Origin of the sequence: Paenibacillus sp. alder61 (assembly GCF_020179875.1) — a bacterium.
GTDB lineage: Bacteria > Bacillota > Bacilli > Paenibacillales > Paenibacillaceae > Fontibacillus > Fontibacillus faecis.
In genome coordinates this window covers 1-17,987 of record NZ_JAIUDG010000012.1, presented here as the reverse complement: position 1 = coordinate 17,987, position 17,987 = coordinate 1, and the positions used below count along the sequence as shown (strand labels likewise).

Annotated in this window: 18 protein-coding genes; 11 read left to right on the top strand and 7 right to left on the bottom strand. The window is 53.3% G+C overall.

Annotation, left to right across the window (positions count from 1 at the left end; translation table 11 throughout):
* Positions 1-11 precede the first annotated feature (11 nt).
* On the bottom strand, positions 12-1,757 hold the full coding sequence (locus LBW89_RS13920; RefSeq protein ID WP_148449743.1) for an ABC transporter ATP-binding protein: 1,746 nt from the start codon (positions 1,755-1,757) through the stop codon (positions 12-14).
* A 472-nt stretch (positions 1,758-2,229) separates the two neighbouring features.
* On the opposite strand from LBW89_RS13920, the gene LBW89_RS13915 reads away from it, so the two are divergent.
* Positions 2,230-2,523: a HesB/YadR/YfhF family protein gene (locus tag LBW89_RS13915; protein ID WP_148449742.1), complete on the top strand. Its 294-nt coding sequence runs from the start codon at positions 2,230-2,232 to the stop codon at positions 2,521-2,523.
* A gap of 55 nt (positions 2,524-2,578) precedes the next feature.
* On the opposite strand, the gene LBW89_RS13910 is transcribed toward LBW89_RS13915, so the two are convergent.
* The gene (locus LBW89_RS13910) at positions 2,579-3,094 is read right to left on the bottom strand and encodes an ADP-heptose synthase (RefSeq protein WP_148449741.1); all 516 of its coding nucleotides are present in this window, start codon (positions 3,092-3,094) and stop codon (positions 2,579-2,581) included.
* 238 nt (positions 3,095-3,332) lie between these two features.
* On the opposite strand from LBW89_RS13910, the gene LBW89_RS13905 reads away from it, so the two are divergent.
* A complete protein-coding gene (locus tag LBW89_RS13905) occupies positions 3,333-5,090 on the top strand; it encodes an ABC transporter ATP-binding protein (protein WP_148449740.1) in 1,758 nt (585 codons plus the stop codon).
* Positions 5,091-5,220: 130 nt separating this feature from the next.
* On the opposite strand, the gene LBW89_RS13900 is transcribed toward LBW89_RS13905, so the two are convergent.
* Entirely contained in the window at positions 5,221-5,673 is a 453-nt protein-coding gene (locus LBW89_RS13900; RefSeq protein ID WP_211373239.1) for a DUF441 domain-containing protein, read from the bottom strand.
* A gap of 40 nt (positions 5,674-5,713) precedes the next feature.
* Positions 5,714-6,706 carry a YpdA family putative bacillithiol disulfide reductase gene (locus LBW89_RS13895; RefSeq protein WP_148449739.1) on the bottom strand — a complete coding sequence of 331 codons (993 nt, stop codon included), beginning with the start codon at positions 6,704-6,706 and terminating at the stop codon, positions 5,714-5,716.
* Positions 6,707-6,918: 212 nt separating this feature from the next.
* Here LBW89_RS13895 and LBW89_RS13890 point away from each other — a divergent pair, with 212 nt between their 5' ends.
* The 3 genes from LBW89_RS13890 to rsgA all read left to right on the top strand — a co-directional run bounded on the left by LBW89_RS13890 (position 6,919) and on the right by rsgA (position 9,666).
* The gene (locus tag LBW89_RS13890; protein WP_148449738.1) at positions 6,919-7,392 is read left to right on the top strand and encodes a DUF3939 domain-containing protein; all 474 of its coding nucleotides are present in this window, start codon (positions 6,919-6,921) and stop codon (positions 7,390-7,392) included.
* A 73-nt stretch (positions 7,393-7,465) separates the two neighbouring features.
* On the top strand, positions 7,466-8,170 hold the full coding sequence (locus LBW89_RS13885; protein WP_148449737.1) for an HAD family hydrolase: 705 nt from the start codon (positions 7,466-7,468) through the stop codon (positions 8,168-8,170).
* 365 nt (positions 8,171-8,535) lie between these two features.
* Positions 8,536-9,666, top strand: coding sequence for a ribosome small subunit-dependent GTPase A (gene rsgA, locus LBW89_RS13880; RefSeq protein WP_225039367.1), 1,131 nt, complete (start codon positions 8,536-8,538; stop codon positions 9,664-9,666).
* Positions 9,667-9,683: 17 nt separating this feature from the next.
* Here the strand turns inward: rsgA and LBW89_RS13875 are convergent, their stop codons facing one another.
* Positions 9,684-10,478, bottom strand: coding sequence for an alpha/beta hydrolase (locus LBW89_RS13875; RefSeq protein WP_148449736.1), 795 nt, complete (start codon positions 10,476-10,478; stop codon positions 9,684-9,686).
* A 178-nt stretch (positions 10,479-10,656) separates the two neighbouring features.
* Here LBW89_RS13875 and LBW89_RS13870 point away from each other — a divergent pair, with 178 nt between their 5' ends.
* Positions 10,657-11,889, top strand: coding sequence for an MFS transporter (locus LBW89_RS13870; protein WP_148449735.1), 1,233 nt, complete (start codon positions 10,657-10,659; stop codon positions 11,887-11,889).
* A gap of 310 nt (positions 11,890-12,199) precedes the next feature.
* On the opposite strand, the gene LBW89_RS13865 is transcribed toward LBW89_RS13870, so the two are convergent.
* Positions 12,200-12,439 carry a hypothetical protein gene (locus tag LBW89_RS13865; RefSeq protein ID WP_148449734.1) on the bottom strand — a complete coding sequence of 80 codons (240 nt, stop codon included), beginning with the start codon at positions 12,437-12,439 and terminating at the stop codon, positions 12,200-12,202.
* Positions 12,440-12,800: 361 nt separating this feature from the next.
* On the opposite strand from LBW89_RS13865, the gene LBW89_RS13860 reads away from it, so the two are divergent.
* From LBW89_RS13860 to LBW89_RS13840, 5 genes are all read left to right on the top strand, one after another.
* On the top strand, positions 12,801-13,643 hold the full coding sequence (locus LBW89_RS13860) for a hypothetical protein (protein ID WP_148449733.1): 843 nt from the start codon (positions 12,801-12,803) through the stop codon (positions 13,641-13,643).
* Between the two features lie 118 nt (positions 13,644-13,761).
* Positions 13,762-14,148, top strand: a complete 387-nt coding sequence (locus LBW89_RS13855; protein WP_148449732.1) for a GntR family transcriptional regulator — start codon at positions 13,762-13,764, stop codon at positions 14,146-14,148.
* Positions 14,145-15,014 (top strand): ABC transporter ATP-binding protein, encoded by an 870-nt coding sequence (locus LBW89_RS13850; protein WP_148449731.1) that lies wholly within the window; start codon positions 14,145-14,147, stop codon positions 15,012-15,014. Before LBW89_RS13855 ends, LBW89_RS13850 begins: the two co-directional genes overlap by 4 nt.
* A complete protein-coding gene (locus tag LBW89_RS13845) occupies positions 15,007-15,645 on the top strand; it encodes an ABC-2 transporter permease (RefSeq protein ID WP_170286992.1) in 639 nt (212 codons plus the stop codon). Before LBW89_RS13850 ends, LBW89_RS13845 begins: the two co-directional genes overlap by 8 nt.
* 90 nt (positions 15,646-15,735) lie before the next feature.
* Entirely contained in the window at positions 15,736-16,542 is an 807-nt protein-coding gene (locus tag LBW89_RS13840) for an SDR family oxidoreductase (protein WP_148449729.1), read from the top strand.
* Positions 16,543-16,609: 67 nt separating this feature from the next.
* Here LBW89_RS13840 and gluQRS read toward each other — a convergent pair whose 3' ends face one another.
* Positions 16,610-17,572 (bottom strand): tRNA glutamyl-Q(34) synthetase GluQRS, encoded by a 963-nt coding sequence (gene gluQRS, locus LBW89_RS13835; RefSeq protein WP_148449728.1) that lies wholly within the window; start codon positions 17,570-17,572, stop codon positions 16,610-16,612.
* Between the last annotated feature and the right edge of the window lie 415 nt (positions 17,573-17,987).

Genomic DNA, 17,987 nt, shown 5'->3' with positions numbered 1-17,987 from the left:
GAGGCACCTCCTTAGTCCGTCAGATTGGATTCAACCTGCTGACGTTCGTATTGTTCCCGGTACCAGCCGCCGCGCTGCAGCAGCGTTTCATGGGTACCTTCTTCGATGACACGCCCCTTCTCCAGCACGACGATCCAGTCGGCATGTTCGATCGCCGACAGACGGTGCGTGGAGATCAGCGTCGTTTTGCCGGAGCGCTTGTTCCGGATATTCTCGATAATCCGCGCTTCCGTCCGGGCGTCGACCGCGGACAGGGCATCATCGAGAATCAGGATGTCGGGGTCGGCGATAAAGGCCCGGGCCAGCGATACGCGCTGTTTCTGCCCGCCCGAGAGGGCGACGCCTTTCTCGCCGACCAGCGTATCCAGACCGTCGGACAGCGTGCCGAGGTCCTGATCGAACGCGGCGGTCCGGATCGCCTCCATGATGATCTCGTCCGGCGCGTCGGGACGGCCGAACTGGATATTTTGCCGGACCGTCTTGGAGAAGAGCACCTGCTCCTGCGGAACGTAGCCGATCCAGCTGTGCAGGCGGTCCAGCGCGATCCGGTCGATCGGCACGTCGGAAATCGTAAGCTCTCCGGTCCCCAATGGGTACTCATGGAGCAGTTGCTTGAGCAGTGTCGACTTGCCGCTTCCGGTCCGGCCGACGACGCCGAGCGTCGCTCCCCGCGGAATGCGGAGATGAATGTGTTCCAGGTTGTTCACGGTCGAAGTCGGATAGCGGAACGTGAAGTCTTTAAACTCGATCGTGTCGGGCTGCCGGACATCGGCGGGTTCCGCCGGGTCCGCGACGTCGGGACGGACGTTCAGGGTTTCGTTGACCCGGTCGAGCGAGGCGCCGCCGCGCTGCATAATGTTGATGAGTTCACCGATGGCGAACATCGGCCAGATCATCATCCCCAGGTACATGTTGAAAGAAACGAGATCACCCAGGGTCAATTCATTGTGAAACACGAGATAAATGCCGTAGGTCAGGCCGATCGCATAGCTGAGCCCGACGCAGAAGCGGATCGTCGGTTCGAAGAAAGCGTCGACCTTGGCGACCGCCAGATTTTTTCGGTACACATCGTTCGTTATGGCTTCGAACCGCTTTTCATCGTTGCGTTCCTGAACGTAGGCGCGGATGACCCGAATGCCGGCGACCGATTCGAGCACCTGGTCGTTCATATCGCCGAAGGCGTCCTGCGCCTCGGTATAGCGCTCATGGATGATCTTTCCGTAAATTTTCATCGCGATGGCGATGAAGGGGAGCGGAATGACCGCGGCCAGCGTCAGCTTCCAGCTGATCAAGGTGCTCATGGCGACGAAGATAACCGTCAAGTAAGCCGTGGAATCAGTGAGCGTCAGCATGCCGAACCCGACGGTGGTGGCCACGGAGCGAAGATCGTTGGTGGCTCGGGCCATCAGGTCGCCGGTACGGTTGCGTTCGAAGAAAGGCGGGGTCATGCCGAGCAGATGGTTCATAAACCGGGTGCGCAGCAGGCGCTCCACCAGGTTGGAACCCCCGAACAGCGAATGCATCCATATGTACGTGACAAAATAGATCAGGGCCAGGAGCGCGATAATCAGCAGAATATAAGTGGTCAGCGATCCCCAGGTGATCGTGCCGGCCACGATGCTGTCGATCGCGTTGCCGATCAGTTTCGGGGGAGCCAGCTCCACGACGCCGACCAGAATGAGGACGACAAGACCGATGGTGTATCGCTTCTTTTCCCGCCTAAAAAACCACCCCAGATTTTGGAGAACAGAAAACATGATAAAGGTTTCCTCCTTTTTCTCTTTATTCGTTTGGATCGAATCGACTGTGCAGGATTGTACGGACCGTTTTTCGGTCCCGTGAAAACAGCAAAAAAGGCATGACGTCCGTAAACGTATGCCTTAAGTTTCTTTAACATATGTCGCGTACGCTACTTGACTGTGCAAGTAACCGCCGCAAAATCATGAAAGGCTGCTTCCAATCGCGTCAACGGGCGCGAAGGGGATCAACAAAAAACTCGCTTGAAACCTGCAGGGTTACTACGGTATTCGGTTGTGTGCGGTCTGCATCGCGAAATGCAGTCAAGTATACAATCGTAAACACCGTCTTCACCCCTTTCAAATGGTAATTAATGCAAAATGCGATCTCGTATGTTGACGATTTTATCATCGGCTTCGGGAAAGTGTCAATTTATTTTTTGCAAAATCCATTCTTTCGTCTACAATAAGGAGTGTACAGGAGGAGATGCAGATGATCGAAGTAACGAAGGAAGCGGCCCTTTGGTTCAAGAAGGAGCTGGGGCTGCAGGAGGGGGATGCGGTTCGATTGTTCGCCCGGTACAGTGCAGGAGGACAAATCCATCCGGGATTCTCGCTCGGCATCCAGTCGGACAAACCCGTGTCGCCGGGCATTTCCGTCATGGAAGCGGGGATTACCTTCTTTATGGAAGAGCAGGACAAGTGGTACCTGGAAGGCCATCGGCTAAAGGTCACTTATAATGCGGCGGAAGACGATATCGAATACCGATACGAACCATTGGCATAATGTTCAAAAAAGCACGGAATTTACAGACCGGGATCTGTAGTTCCGTGCTTTTGCATCAGTTTTGATTAAAAAAGATATTGTCCTCCATCGCGAATTCGAAGTCTCCGATATCGTAGATTTGTACCGGGGCTTCGGCTTCAAGAATCCGGCGGATCAGCTCCAATTGGTCCGTCAGGATCGGCGCATTTTCGCGCTGGGCGGCGAGGACGATTTCCGTTTCGATCGGATCGAGCAGTTCCCCATACTGCTCGTTATCCACGGCGTTGACGACGGTCCAGGAGACATGGTCGCCGAACAAGATGGCCGGGCTTTTGGACCAGGGAACCGAGAGGGCGCGCTCGAGCTTTTTCCGGTTGAGCGGCTCTTCCAGATAAGCGATCAATTCGCCGATTTTGCGTTTGACATGGCTGTCATCCAGCGGATCGTTCATCAGGGGTTCCGGGCTTTTCTGAAATTCATAGAGTTCCATGACGGTGGTGTAAGGGACGATATATTCCACAGGCGCAGACGGCACCAACAATTCACCGTAAATTGCCACCATCACGGCTTCAATCACAAATCGACGCGACATGGTTATCCTCCTAAAGCGGGCTGTTGCTATTCGTGCCTGTTTCCTTGCTATACCCCGCCCATAGACACAGGAACGGCGTATCATTTTCCGCAATGACAGGCAGTGACATGTTAATATGGAGTATATCATTAATGGGGTTACAAATACAGCTTTACGCAAAAAACAAGCGTTTATCCCGGCGTTCGAAAGGACGCCGGACGTTGGCTTGAATTACGAAGAAGAGGGATGTGCAGCTGAGTTGAAGCAATGGAAAGCGTATTTTAAGTTTGTCCGGCCTTATGCGAAATGGATCGTACTCACGTTGTTTATCGGAATTTTAAAGTTCGGCATTCCGTCTTTGCTGCCGTTGGTCCAAAAGTATGTGGTGGACGATATTCTGCTTAATCCCGCAGCCGATTTCGGCCAAAAGGTAGACCGCCTCCTTATCGTCCTCGGCGGTACGCTATTTCTGTTTGTCATTGTCCGCGGTCCGGTGGAATATGCCCGTCAATATTTTGCCCAGTTGATCACCGCCCGGATTTTGTACGATCTTCGCAACAAACTGTACGGGCATCTTCAGCGGTTATCGCTCAGGTACTACCAGAACACGAAAGTCGGCGAGGTCATTTCCCGGTTTATCAACGATGCCGAACAGACGAAAAACATCGTGGAAGTCGGAATGATGAACATCTGGCTAGATCTGTTTACGCTGATATTCGTCCTGGGCTTCATGTTGTATTTAAACCCGCTCCTGACGCTGGTGGCGATCGCGATATTTCCCCTCTACGCCATCGCGGTGAAGGTGCTCTACAAACGGTTGAAGAAGCTGACAAAAGACCGTTCGGCGGCGCTTGCCGGGATTCAGGCTTATCTGCACGAACGGATTCAAGGCATTTCCGTCATCCGCAGCTTCGCTTTGGAGCGGCATGAAGCCCGCCAGTTCACGGGAATCAACGGAACGTACCTGAACAAAGCGATGGCCCACAGCCGCTGGAACGCCTGGACGTTCGCCGTGATCAACACCTTGACGGATATCGCGCCGCTGCTTGTCATCGGGTATGGCGGCTACCAAGTCATCCAGCATCATTTGACGCTAGGTACGTTTGTCGCGTTTTTTGGCTATCTGGACCGGCTTTACGCTCCGTTAAAGCGGCTGATCAATTCTTCCACGGTGCTTACGCAGGCGTCGGCCTCGTGGGAACGGGTGCTTGAGCTGTTTGAGGAGCCTTACGATATGACCGACCGGAAGGACGCGGAGATCATGCCCGGCGGGATGCACGGCATCGGCTTCCGCAACGTGTGGTTTAAATACCATGAGGAAGGGAATTGGGTGCTGAAAAATATTACCCTGCAGGTGCATCCCGGCCAAACGGTCGCGTTCGTCGGCATGAGCGGGGGCGGAAAATCCTCGCTGGTAGGCTTGATTCCCCGTTTCTACGATGTGCAGAAAGGGATGATTACGGTCGGCGGGAAGGACGTCCGCGACTGGACGATGGAGAGCCTGCGCAGCCGGATCGGCATGGTGCTGCAGGACAACTTCCTGTTTAGCGGCAGCGTCCGCGACAACATCAAGCTTGGCGACCCCGAGGCCGATGAAGAAGCGGTCATCGCCGCGGCGAAGGCGGCGAACGCGCATGATTTCATCATGCAGCTGCCGCAAGGGTACGACACTGAGGTCGGGGAGCGCGGAGTGAAGCTTTCCGGCGGACAGAAACAGCGGATCGCCATCGCCCGCGTGTTCCTGAAGGACCCGCCGATTCTTATTCTGGACGAAGCGACGTCGGCGCTGGACCTCGAATCGGAGCACCTGATCCAGCAGTCCCTGCAGGATCTTTCGCAAAGCCGGACGACGCTTATCGTCGCCCACCGGTTGTCTACGATCACCCATGCCGATCTGATCGTCGTGATGAAGAACGGCTCGGTGGCCGAGCGCGGCACCCACGAACAATTAATGGCGAAAGAGGACGGCGTTTACGCGCAGCTGTATAACATTCAAAATCTGAATCCGTCGGAGTAAGCGGCCCAGAGTTTGCCCATGTTCAAGCGGAAACACCTCCTTGTTGGATCCATTCTAAAAAAAGAGGTTTCCCTTTCCGAATTACGGGAGGGAAACCTCTTTTGCATAAAACGTCAGGTTGGCTGTACGGTCACAGTTTCCCGATGATCAACGACAGAATGCCGGCCGCGATCAGGGGGCCGACGGGGACGCCGCGGAACAGGGCGACGCCGAGCACCGTGCCGATGAGCAGACCGGCCACCACGGTCGGCTGGCTACCCATCAACGCCGCCCCGCGGCCGCCGAGCCAGGCGACCAGCATGCCGACCGCGATGGCGAGCAGGGACTTCCAGTGAAAAAAGGAGGCCCACAGGGTCTGCAGCGTAAGCTTGCCGCTGGCCAGCGGCGTCATAACGCCGATGGTCAGAATGATGATTCCGACGGTCAGGCCGTACTTTTCCAACCAGGGAAAAGCAAAGTGCAGATGCAGGACGCGGATGAGCAGCAGCACGATCATGGCGACGGTAATCGGCATGTTGCCGCTGAATATCCCCAGCGCCGCCAGGAAAAGCAGGACCAGTGAGATCGTGTCGATTTGGTTCATTAATTTAACTCCTTATGTCGGCCGGGAATACCGGTTCCAATTAGCCGCGTTCTTTCAACAGTTCGGTAATATGGTCCGCGATCAGCCGGCCGTGACCCCGGCCGCTTTCGATAAATACCTCGTTGGCATTCCGGCCGGAGGCAATGACGCCTGCGACGTAAATGCCGGGCACGTTCGTTTCCATCGTCTCCGGGTTGAACACCGGTTTCTCCATCTCCCCGGACATCTCCACGCCGGCTTCGAGCATCAGTTTGCGATCCGGCCGGAAACCCGTCAGGGCCAGCACGAAATCGTTCGGCAGGGAGGTTGACTTCGCGTCGTTTAAGGACTCGACCACGATTTCTTTCTCCTTGATGCCGATCACTCGTGATTGCAGCAGCAGCTTGATTTTTCCTTTATTCACCATGCTTTCGAACACCGGCTTCACCCAAGGCTTGACCGATTCGGACATGGCCTCGCCCCGGTATACGACGGTGACCTCCGCATCGACGCGAACGAGTTCCATTGCGGCGTCCACGGCGGAATTGCTGCCGCCGATCACGGCGACCTTCATCCCCGCGTAAGGGTGGGCTTCCTGGAAGTAGTGGGAGACTTTATCCATATCTTCCCCGGGGATTCCCAGCATATTCGGATGGTCAAAGTACCCTGTGGAAATCACGACGTACCGAGCCGGGTACTCCCATTTCTCCCCGCTGCGCGTAACGGAATGCACGACGAAGGTGCCGTCCGCTTTACGCTCGATGCGGGTGGCTTCTTCGTAGGAAGCGATCTGAACGCCATAATGGGCGCTGACTCTGCGATAGTAGGCAAGCGCTTCATGACGGTAGGGCTTCTCGTTCGGGGAGACAAACGGGATGTCGCCGATTTCCAGCATCTCCGGCGTGCTGAAGAACTGCATATACGTTGGATAGGAGTATATGGAGTGGACGAGGCAATTTTTTTCGATGATGAGCGTATGTAAACCGCGCCGTTGGCATTCGATGGCTGCGGACAGTCCGCAAGGACCCGCTCCGATGATGATGACGTCTTGCATGAGAGTCCTCCTAAAAATATTTAGTAACTGAACATAATTCATCCTACCGCAAAAAGAAAAGAATATCCAGAGACGGGCAGGTAAGCGGCTGGTTCCGATTATGTCGAATATATGAAATCTGGTCGGAATCGCGTTCAAAAACGGGGAATAAGGATATAATAGTATTGTAAGCGCTTCCTGTTAATGTATCTTGAAGTTGGGAGGTTATGCTCATGCTGTTATGGTTGAAAAATCGCCGCAGACAACGCCAGGCTGCCAAAGTCCCTTCTTCCGTGCAGGTCTCGCTGGAAGAGGTAAAGAAAGCCGTTCTACAGTACGAAGCGGAGATGCCGGACGGCATCAACCGCAAAACGCTCGTCCTGCCGGACGGAAGCTTGGATTTGAAACGACTTGCCCGGTATTTGGGCGGATACAGTGACCAGAAGTTTTATTTGTCCCGGGAAACGTATGAGATTTTTGAGGAAGCAGACCGTGAAATTCCTTATTACTTGGATATGGTCCAGGTCGCGGTCGATCATTATGTGGAACGGACCGGCAAGCTCCCCGTACTGGGACCCGAGCAGCCGGATCAGGTGGATTTCCGGCTGCTCATGAGAGAGCGATATCTGAAGGAACTCCCGCCGTTTCCCCTCTACATTACGGACCAGGAAATGCTCCTCACCCATCGGCAGAAACATGTGATGTAACTTGCCCTCCGATCTCGCCATTGACAATATCCTATACAATAGAGATAGAGAATGACGAGAACGGAGGAGTATCATGGAGCAAATCAAAGCGGTATTATTCGATTTGGACAACACGTTAATGGACCGGGACTGGACTTTCCGGCGGTTCGCAGAGCAGCTTGTCCGTGAATGTTTGCGGGTCTCCGAGCCCGAGGAGCAGCAAGCCATCGTGGAATATATGATAGAGAGTGACGCGGACGGGTATCGCCCGAAGGAAGGTTTTTTTCGGGAGCTGATCGATAAATTGCCCTGGGCTTCCAAGCCGGATTTGACCGAATTAAAGGCTTACTACGACCGGAATTATATGTCCCACGCGCGGGTTATGAATCATACGGAAGAAGCGCTTAAGGCGTGCAAAGCGCTCGGCCTGAAGCTGGGGATCATCACCAATGGCTTCAGCCATCTGCAGCATGGAAAAATCGACCGCCTTGCGCTGCGGGGACATTTTGACGAAATTATCGTTTCCGGGGATCTCGGCATCAAGAAGCCGGATGAACGGATTTACCGCATTGCCCTTGACCGGCTCGGGACCCCTAGTGAGGAGACCGTGATCATCGGTGACCATCCCGTTAACGATATTTGGGGGGCTGCCCAGGTCGGCATTCGCGGGATTTGGCTGCTCCGCAAACATGCCTGGCCCGAAGATCTGGAAGGGGGTAAACCTTGGCGAACCATCAGGGAACTGAACGAGGTTGAGCCAAGCCTTAAAGAGTTCGTTTCGGGCTGTGTAGCCAATTAGCAAATAACGGGTTGACAAATGTTGGCGGGTACCCTATGATGTAAACAAATCTTTTGAAGGAGGCTGGTAATTATGTACGAAGTATACGGAATTGTTTCTTTCGCTGCTCAACATAAGTTTACGGTCTCCACTCGGAATTCGTTCATTTAAGGCGCAATCATTCCATTCAACACAATATGGAGCGATGCTTCGCCTTGGAAGAGGAAATGTTACCGCGGGACCGTAAAGGTCCTGCGGTTTTTTTGCGTCCCGCGATCGGTATTCTCTGTGGGCGTGAAAGTTTATTTAGACGCAGGCTAATGCCTTGCGTCTTTTTTTTCATTTCCAAAGCGTTCTACATTTCGATTAATATGGAGGAATTTGAATTGACATTAAAACCAAACTTGGAGTCTTACCATGAACATGAAAAAAACGGTCTGTATACTTACGGCTGGAGCCCTGATTGGCAAACGGCTTTTGACGAACTGGAGTTGGCGGAGGCGTCCCCGGGAAGAGTGATTGCCGACCATGGTCATAAATACCGCATCGTGACCTCGCGAGGAGAAGGCTGGGCGGAATTGTCGGGACGGATTCAGCACGAATTGGGGGATCGCAGCGCCTTTCCCGCCGTCGGTGACTGGATTGCGGTAAGGTTTATGGCGGAAGGGGGGAACGATGGAATCATCCACGGCATTTTGCCCCGGGCGAGCCGGATATCACGCCGGGCGGCGGGTTCCGTACCTACGGAGCAAATGATAGCGGCGAATGTGGATGTGTTGCTGCTGGTAGCCGCCTTAAATCTAGATTTTAACTTGCGGCGGCTGGAACGCTACCTCGTCATGGCCTGGAACAGCGGGGCAAATCCCGTCATCCTGCTCAGCAAAGCCGACCTTTGCGATGATCCCGAGCGGTATGTCCGTGAAACGGAAAGTATCGCGCCCGGCGTCCCGGTCATCGCGGTCAGCGCCAAGGAGGACCAAGGCCGGGAGCAGCTGGAAGCCTTGCTTCGACCAGGGATGACCGTGGCGCTTACGGGCTCATCGGGGGCGGGCAAATCGACGATTCTCAACTGGCTTGCCGGCGAGGAGATTCAGGATACGCAGGAAATCCGCGAGGGCGACAGCCGCGGCCGCCATACGACCACGCACCGGGAGCTGTTCATCCTGCCGCAAGGCGCGGTGATGATCGATACGCCCGGAATGCGCGAGCTCGGGCTTTGGGAAGATGGCGGCGGGTGGTCCGAAGCGTTTACGGACATCGAAGAGCTTGGCCGGAATTGCCGGTTTGCCGACTGCCGGCATGAGCGGGAAGAGGGATGTGCGGTAAAAGCGGCGGTAGACAGCGGTGAGCTGGACCCGAAGCGATTGGAGAACTACCGCAAGACGGAACGGGAGCTGAAATATCAGGCTTCGAAAGAGCAGGTGCGCCAGAGAAACGACCGCAAGGGCAAGGGTAAAAAAGACGCCCGCCGCGGCAAAGGGGAAGAGCGGAGGCGCCTGACGCTGGAAAGGGATTAGCCTTAGAGGCTAATCCCTTATTTTTTTAGGGGAAGCCACTTCAGAACATCCTGTATTTTGGCGTCCCAGTAGGCCCAATCATGATCGCCCGGACCCTCGTCGTATGTCAAAGCCAAGCCGGCCTGGTGACAAGCGTCCCGGAAAACGAGATTGTCCTGGTACAAGAAATCCTCGGTTCCGCAGCATTGGTACAGGCGGGGCGCCTGGTCCTGAGTCCCGTTTTCTTCGTACTTACGCAGCAGAGCGAGCAAATCATCCTCGGTGCCGAGCGGCCCCTTCTCTCCGAAGATCCGCTGAAATAAAGCGCTGAGCTCCCGGGGACCGCGGACATGCTCGAGAAAATCGCGGTGAATATCCAGGGCGCCCGACAGGCTGGCCGCGGCGGCGAACGTCTCCGGCTTGCGCAGCGCCAGCTTAAAGGCGCCGTAGCCGCCCATGGATAAGCCGGCGACGAAATTGTCCTCACGGCGGTCGGATAAAGGAAAGAACGACCGGCAGATGTTCGGCAGTTCTTCGCTGATGAACGTCCAGTACCGGTTCCCGTGCGCCATGTCGGTGTAAAAGCTCAGGTCCGCCTGAGGCATAACTACGGCGAGGCCGAGATCGGCCACATAGCGTTCGATCGAGGTTCTCCGCAGCCAAATCGTGTCATCGTCGGACATGCCGTGCAGCAAATAGAGGGTCGGATAAGGACCGGGCCGGGCGGAGCCGGGCATGCCGATTTGCGAGGGGGCGGACTGGGGCAGGATGACGGTCATGGAAGTGCTGAGCCCAAGCACTTCCGAAAAGAAACGGCATTGCAGAAGAGCCATGATGAAAACACCCTTTCCTAATAAGTTGAAGTCTGAAAGCGTAACCAGGAAACACTATGTACATTATATCGTGTTTAGGCGTGAACGGGCAGATGTTCCCTCGTAAACTCCCGTAAAGTGGTACAATAGAACAATAGCTGTCCATTCGGGGAAAAAACGATGCAGGGTGGTGGAACATTTGGGATTCCCCTGGAAACGAAATTTGTACGTGTTGTGGTTGGGTGTCTTTTTTTGCAGTACCGCGTATTCGATGTCGATTCCTTTCATGTCGCTTTTTTTGGCTCATGATCTGGGCGTGACGAAGAATGTCGCGCTTTGGTCGGGTTTTGCGTTCGGCATTACCTTTTTGGCCGGCGCCTTGATCTCGCCTTACTGGGGTTCGCTCGCGGATAAGTACGGCCGTAAACCGATGCTCTTGCGCTCCGGCTTTGCGCTTTGCGTCGTTTATATTCTGAATTCGCTGGTCCAGACGCCGTTTCAACTGATCGCCGTCCGGATCTTATCGGGGCTTCTGGCCGGTTATGTCCCCGCGGCCATCGCGCTTGTAGCGACGAATACCCCGGAGAAGCGCGTCGGCTTTTCCCTAGGCATCATGTCGACGGCCGGCGCGGCGGGCGGTATAATCGGGCCTATGATCGGGGGCGTGGTCAGCAAATTTCTCGGGTATCGGGAATCCTTCCTGATGGCCGGAGCTGTGGTATTCATCTCCGCGATGATTGCTCTGGTCTTCGTCAGGGAACAGAATTTCGACCGTACCAAGGAACGTTCTCATGTACTGGACGATCTTAAGCAGGCGAAAGCCAACGGGCCGTTTATGCGATATTTGGGGATCGTTATGATCGTAACGGCGTCCGTTATGGTTCTCGAACCGCTATTGTCCCTCTATGTGCTTGATCTGGGGGCTGCGGCGTCGGACGCCTCGCTTAGCTCCGGCATCATTTTCTCGGCCGTGGGGGTAGCAACGGTGCTGGCGGCACCGTTCTGGGGCAAGATCGGGGAAAAAATCGGATACCAGAACACCCTGTTGATCGGACTGCTCGGAGGGGCCCTGGGCAATATGTTGCAGTTATTTTTTCACAGCCTTGCGGGCTTCGGAATTTTGCGTTTCATCTATGGATTATTCTTTGCGGCTGTCTTTCCGGCACTTAACGCGCTGATCGTGAAGACAACGGACCCCGATTTCCGGGGAAGGGCCTTCAGCTTGAACCAGTCGTCCAGCCAACTCGGGAACATGGCGGGTCCGATAGCCGGGGGAGCGCTGGCGGGCTATGTGCCGATTCCGGCGGTATTTGTGCTGAACGGGGTGCTTTTGGCCGGAGTGGCTGTATATATGTTCACGAGCCGGGGCCGATTTTCGAAGATAAAGAGAACTTCTGTCGAAGCGGCGAAATCCTTGTCGGATCGGGGTTAAAGACCGTTTAATCCTCCAAAAAGTGGTTTATTTAGAAGTAGGAGAGGCAGGAAAATAGTTCCTGCGGGACTTTCAAATGACCTGCGTGGAGGTAAAGGATGATGGCGATCGACCGATTTATTATTAAAAAAATTCAAACCTGCACCTATGAACCCATGCGGCAAAATCTGCTCAGACTGCTATTGATTCGGATTCAGAAGGCCATAAACGAAGAAGAGGCCAGGTCGTCAGTTTGATAACTGCAGCCATGGCCTCTCTATGTGTGTGATTCAAAATTGCCAAAGGATTAACCTGCCGGGAACCCGCAAGATCAATAGAGCGATAACGCCAAGGAGTCAAACTCGCTCTTGCTGTGCAGAATGGCCTCCGAGCCTTCGATTTCGATGCTGATCAAGGAGTTTAAACATTTCTTCAAGGCTTGCTTTCCGTTGCGGAATTTGTTCTCCAACGCGCTGGTCAGCAGCTTCAGAGTCCGTTGAACGGGTTGTTTGGTATCGGTGTTGAAATATACAGGCACTTGATTGTCTTGGAAAGTAATGATAATTCTCATAGTTAATCACCTCTATACAGTGGTCTCATAATGCCATTCTAATGTACTTAGCTTAAAAATAGATTAAGATAACATTATAATTCAATTAAGGATTTGTGACAGGCAGAATGATGGGGTTCTTCGTCATTCTGCTTTTCTATTGTATCTACGATTTTGAGCGGAAATAAGTTTCAAAACGAGAAAAAAATATGATTCAGCTCACGCTATTTTGGGTAGATGGTATTAGATTGCCATTTTTTTCAAACCGTCGATGCGGTAGAAGAGTGGTATGATTACAACAAACCTTTAAATTTTACGGATTAAGTCGAAACTATACACAGAGAGAAATGGAGCTAAATCCATGTATGAAGGAGGTAAGCAGATGATCTTGGCTGACACATTACAACAAAGCGCCTGGACGTTGAACGCGAATGAAATCTTTTATCTTGCCGATATGCTGGGAGCGAAGAGCCTGCTTGACATGGACAATCCACTGATAGGGTATTTGCGAAGCGGAGAGAATAACGGCTGGAACGAGGCGCAATATTCGCTGAAATCAAAAGGGGCACTTAACGGAGAGGCGGCTCGCGAAAGGATCACGGAGCCGCTGCTGTCGAGTTTGTCGGCTGCCTTCGATGCGGATAAGGCTTGCTGGGTGAAATACCATACCGAAATCGGGCCGCATGAGCAGTTTTTGCATATCACCGAGGAAACGGTCGTTTCTTTGGAGAGAACGGGCGAAAATCCGACCCTTTATCGCATCGATGAGATCGGTTGTTTTTACCAGGCTTGCGGTATTCTTGCCGGCAAAATGAAATGGAATACGCACACCCTAGGGGACATTCCCGCATTGCTGCTTTCGAAGCGTACTTTTGAGGAGATTCTTGTCCGTCTGGATGAGATGGATTTGGAGGAAATAATAGCCCGGCTCGGCAAAGTATCCGATGACCAAGAGGGAATTATCGCCCTGGCGAAATGTATGAAGACCCGGGTTGCGCACGGGAGTCTGCGATTATACACCCGTGGTCCGGACGGATGGGAGAACCAATGCGCCCAGTTTATTAACAACCATCATATGAACTGGCTCATACGCAGCAGCACCAGGAAAGAAGAGGATTGGCTGATTGCCACGCCAACGCCGGATGAAGCGTTCAAGGAGACGATGCGTCATTGGTTTCAGCATCCGAGCGAAGCATGGGGCGCCATGAAACAGCAAACGAGTTAATCTGAAAGCTCCGTGACCGGAGCTTATTTTTTTTGCTCAACTATTGAACTTATCGTATACATTGTGTATATTGTATATATACATTAGCGACGGGGATGGACGCAAAGGAAGGTGAATCATGAAAATTTTGCTGTCCCCTTCATCGGGGGAGCCGATTTATATGCAGATCGTAAGGCAAATCCGCGGGAGCATATTACAAGGGGAGCTTCCAGCAGGTACACCGCTGCCTTCCATACGCCAGTTGGCGAAGGAGCTTCAGATCAGCGTTATCACCACAAAGCGGGCATACAACGAATTGGAGCAGGAAGGGCTCATCGACTCCGTTGTCGGTAAGGGCTCTTTCGTATCCGGCGGGAACCAGGAATTCATCCGGGAACAGCGGATGCGCATGGTGGAGGAGAAGATCAGAGAGCTGCTTGCGGAATGCCGGAATATCCCGGTTAGTGTAGATGAGTTAATCGAATGGATCAAAATGTTGGATCACGATGGAGGTCATGAAGAATGAATGCGATCGATGTGCAAGGGTTATCGAAAAGCTACGGTTCCTACTACAACCTGACGGATGTGTCCTTTTCGGTCCCGAAAGGGTACATTACCGGGTTGATCGGTCCGAACGGCGCCGGAAAAAGCACCATTATCAAAGCGATTATGGGAATGGTGGTTCCCGACGGAGGAAAGATCGAAGTGTTTGGCCGGAGCGCGGGCTCCTCGGCGGGCGAATACAAGCAGAATATCGGTTATATTTCGGATGAAAACATCTATTACGACTATTTGTCGCTGGAAGAGATGAAGCGGATTATCGCGCCTTTTTATTCAGACTGGAATGAAGAGAAATTTAGAAAGTACATGGATTTGTTCGAGCTCCCCTCGCGTAAAAAAATCAAAGATTGCTCCAAGGGGATGAAGACGAAATTTTCGATCGCCATCGCCCTGGCCCATCATCCGTCCCTTCTGATCATGGATGAGCCTACGGCCGGTCTGGACCCGGTGTTCCGGCGGGAACTGCTGGATTTGTTGGCGGATTATATTTTGGAGGAAGCCAATACGGTCTTGTTCTCGACGCATTTGACGACGGATTTGGACAGGGTGGCGGATTATGTGACGTTCATAAACAAAGGGCGGATCGTTTTCACCGACAATAAGGAAGACGTTCTGGAAAGATACGTAATCGTCAAAGGGGGAGGAGAACTGCTGGACCAGGACATCCGCCGCGAACTTTTGGGCCTTCGCGAAACGAGCTTCGGGTTTGAAGGGCTCTCGCCGAATCGGGCCAAGGCGTCGGAACTGTTCGGCGACAAGGTGCTGTATCAGCAGCCTACCCTGGAGGATATTATGTATTTTACCGCCAAAGGAGGAAAACTGCGTGCCTAAACTCATTTGTCTTGTAAGAAAGGATCTATTGCTCGTCCGCCGTTACTTGTGGCTGTTAGTGATTTATGCGGTCATTTTCTCGGGATTTATCCAAAGCAGCAATTCTACGCTAATTTACGGGATCTTGCCCGGCATGGTGATGATTCTGGCCATCGGTTCGGACATGCGCCAGTCGAACCAGCAATTTCTGGTGAGCCTGCCGGTAAAGCGGGGTTATTTGGTCTTATCGAAATACGTTTCCTCTCTGGTATTGCTCGTCGTTGCCGTTGTGTTCTGCGTGCTCGTCAGCGGAGCCGCGGATATGGTTCATCATGGAACTTTTCAAGTCGATAAAGTCCTAGTGCTGGGCACTTTGGTTTCCATGGTCTTATTCCTGTCCGTCTATTTGCCGCTGTACTTCTGGCTCGGAATCAAAGGAGCCCAATATCTGAACGTGGCTATGATGGTCATCATTTTGGGCGGAAACGGTTTGATTGCGAGTTTGTTGAACAACAGCGATATGGCGTTCGTCATAAATTGGTTCTCGGGTCATCCCGTGGCCAGCGGGGTATTTGCGGTTGGCGTACTTGCGCTGGCGGGGATCGTTTCCTATTTCATCTCCCGAGCCATCTTCGTCAAACGGGATTTGTAATTAGAAAGTGATTAAAACGCCCCTCTTTTTGGGTAATCTTGAGACAGGTACTTACCATGTCCTTAACCCATGAATAGGAGCGTGTGTCATATGGCTGATAATCACTATAACCGCCAGCGGTTTCAGGGAAAGACGGCGATCGTTACCGGGGCGGGCTCCGGCATCGGCAAAGCTGCGGCGATCAGGCTGGCTAAGGAAGGGGCCAAAGTCGCGCTCTTTGATCTGATGGACGAACGTACGAGAAGTACGGAGCATCAAATTAACAATATTTATCGCGGGGTTTCCCGATCCTTTGATGTCGACGTTTCCGATCCCGTGCGGATGGAGAAGGCGGTGAGTGAAGTCGCCGATGTGTTCGGCGGCATCGATATCGTATTTGCAAACGCGGGTATCAACGGGGTGTTGGCTCCCGTCGACGAAATGACGCTGGACGATTGGGAGAAAACGCTGAAAGTCAACCTGAACGGAACGTTCCTGACCGTAAAATATACGGTTCCTTACTTGAAGAAGCGGGGGGGCGGCAGCATTATTATCACCAGCTCCATCAACGGGAACGACCGGTTTTCCGGGTTCGGTATGTCGGCTTACAGCACGACGAAGGCCGGACAGGTGGCATTTATGAAAATGACCGCGCTGGAGCTGGCCAAATTCAAAATCAGAGTCAACGCGATTTGTCCCGGTGCCATTGCCACCAATATCGATTCGTCGACGGAGGTCAGCGAAGAACTGGAAGAGATCATCATCCCGGTGGAATATCCGGAAGGGGCCCAGCCGCTTGCGGACGGGCCGGGTCAACCGGAGAACGTCGCGGATTTGGTAGCGTTCCTGGCCTCCGACGAATCCGTGCACGTCACGGGGGCGCGGATCGTCATCGATGGAGCGGAATCCCTGCTCTAAAACAAAAGAAGCGCGGGTTGCCGAGGGTTCGCCCACGGTATCCCGCGCTTCTTTTTTTAAGAAAATATCAGGCCGAAGCTAAAAATTCAAGGTCCTGTTCACTTAAATAATAAGGATGCTTCGCAATCCGCTCCATCGAGAAATTCCGGATCAGCTCTTTGGCGGCAACCGGCTCATACCGGTCGATCAACCCGCTGATCTTGGCGAGCCAGCCGATGATCGACTCCGGATGCATTCCCTTTGCCCGCAGGGAGGATATGCTTAAATCTCCGTGCCTTTTGGCCAGCCGCCGGCCATCCTCACCCAGCAGGAGAGGAGCGTGCGAGAAAGCCGGGGCTGCATACCCGAGAGCCCGGTACAATTCAAGCTGACGCGGCGTTGAGTCCAGCAGATCCCCGCCACGAAGAACGTCGGTAACCCCCATTAAGGCGTCATCGACCGTGACGGCCAATTGATAAGAGAACAGGCCGTCCGCACGGCGAACCACGAAATCGCCGCCGCTGCCGGGCGGAAACGATTGAGGACCGGCGATGCCATCTACGAAACGGATCGGTTCCGCTTCAATGGCAAATCGCAGCGAGGGGGATTTGTGCTTTTCGCGCGCTTTCCGCTGCTCGGGGTCAAGATGCCGGCAGGTACCCGCGTAGGGGGCTCCTTCCGAAGCCAAACCGTGAGGAGCGCCGGCCATGGACAATAATTCCGCCCTGCTGCAATAACAGGGATACAGCCTGCCGGTTTCTTTAAGCCGGGTCAAGGCATCCTCGTAATAGGCCAAACGCAAACTCTGCGAATAAGGGCCCAGACCGTCGTCCGCTCCCGGTCCGAAATCCCAGTCCAGCCCCAGCCAACGGAGGTCTTCCGGAATCCTCTCCGCAATGTCGGGTCTGGACCGCTGCGTATCGATATCTTCGATTCGCAGGATAAACTCCCCTCGCTCGGAGCGTATCTGCAACCAGGCCAGCAACGCAATCTTGGCATTGCCCAGATGCATCTCGCCGGAGGGCGTGGGGGCAAATCGTCCGCGTTTCATAAACGTTCACTTCCTTAAACTATCTAAATTAATTGAACTATTGATTTACATGTACGGCCGCGGTGTGAAATGTTCTGCCGATCGCTGTCGGATGTCTGCTGGGGCAATAGGCAGAGGTGTAGAAATTTCTTTTCACACTCTAGTGTTGCATTAAAACTGATATGGGTGCTGCCTATCCGCCATCTTTCTTGCCGCCTGTTATAATAGCGGCCTTTTGGGCCGTTATTTCAACCCAATTTGCGTTTTCGGGAAGAATAGCGGCCAAAAAGGGCCTTATTTCTCTGGTGTGAGCAGCAATCTTGCAAAAAAAATGACATAACAAGTAAGAAGAATAATTTACAAAAAAAGGAGACCCCAGTTATCGTAGAATTGTACAGATACATACGAAAGGAGGTCTCCTTGAATACAAAGATAC

Bases quoted from the DNA above. Each gene is read 5' to 3' on its own strand.
- LBW89_RS13920 (WP_148449743.1), bottom strand. From the start codon at position 1,757: ATGTTTTCTGTTCTCCAAAATCTGGGGTGGTTTTTTAGGCGGGAAAAG.
- LBW89_RS13915 (WP_148449742.1), top strand. From the start codon at position 2,230: ATGATCGAAGTAACGAAGGAAGCGGCCCTTTGGTTCAAGAAGGAGCTG.
- LBW89_RS13910 (WP_148449741.1), bottom strand. From the start codon at position 3,094: ATGTCGCGTCGATTTGTGATTGAAGCCGTGATGGTGGCAATTTACGGT.
- LBW89_RS13900 (WP_211373239.1), bottom strand. From the start codon at position 5,673: ATGAACCAAATCGACACGATCTCACTGGTCCTGCTTTTCCTGGCGGCG.
- LBW89_RS13895 (WP_148449739.1), bottom strand. From the start codon at position 6,706: ATGCAAGACGTCATCATCATCGGAGCGGGTCCTTGCGGACTGTCCGCA.
- LBW89_RS13890 (WP_148449738.1), top strand. From the start codon at position 6,919: ATGCTGTTATGGTTGAAAAATCGCCGCAGACAACGCCAGGCTGCCAAA.
- LBW89_RS13885 (WP_148449737.1), top strand. From the start codon at position 7,466: ATGGAGCAAATCAAAGCGGTATTATTCGATTTGGACAACACGTTAATG.
- LBW89_RS13875 (WP_148449736.1), bottom strand. From the start codon at position 10,478: ATGGCTCTTCTGCAATGCCGTTTCTTTTCGGAAGTGCTTGGGCTCAGC.
- LBW89_RS13865 (WP_148449734.1), bottom strand. From the start codon at position 12,439: ATGAGAATTATCATTACTTTCCAAGACAATCAAGTGCCTGTATATTTC.
- LBW89_RS13860 (WP_148449733.1), top strand. From the start codon at position 12,801: ATGATCTTGGCTGACACATTACAACAAAGCGCCTGGACGTTGAACGCG.
- LBW89_RS13855 (WP_148449732.1), top strand. From the start codon at position 13,762: ATGAAAATTTTGCTGTCCCCTTCATCGGGGGAGCCGATTTATATGCAG.
- LBW89_RS13850 (WP_148449731.1), top strand. From the start codon at position 14,145: ATGAATGCGATCGATGTGCAAGGGTTATCGAAAAGCTACGGTTCCTAC.
- LBW89_RS13840 (WP_148449729.1), top strand. From the start codon at position 15,736: ATGGCTGATAATCACTATAACCGCCAGCGGTTTCAGGGAAAGACGGCG.
- gluQRS (WP_148449728.1), bottom strand. From the start codon at position 17,572: ATGAAACGCGGACGATTTGCCCCCACGCCCTCCGGCGAGATGCATCTG.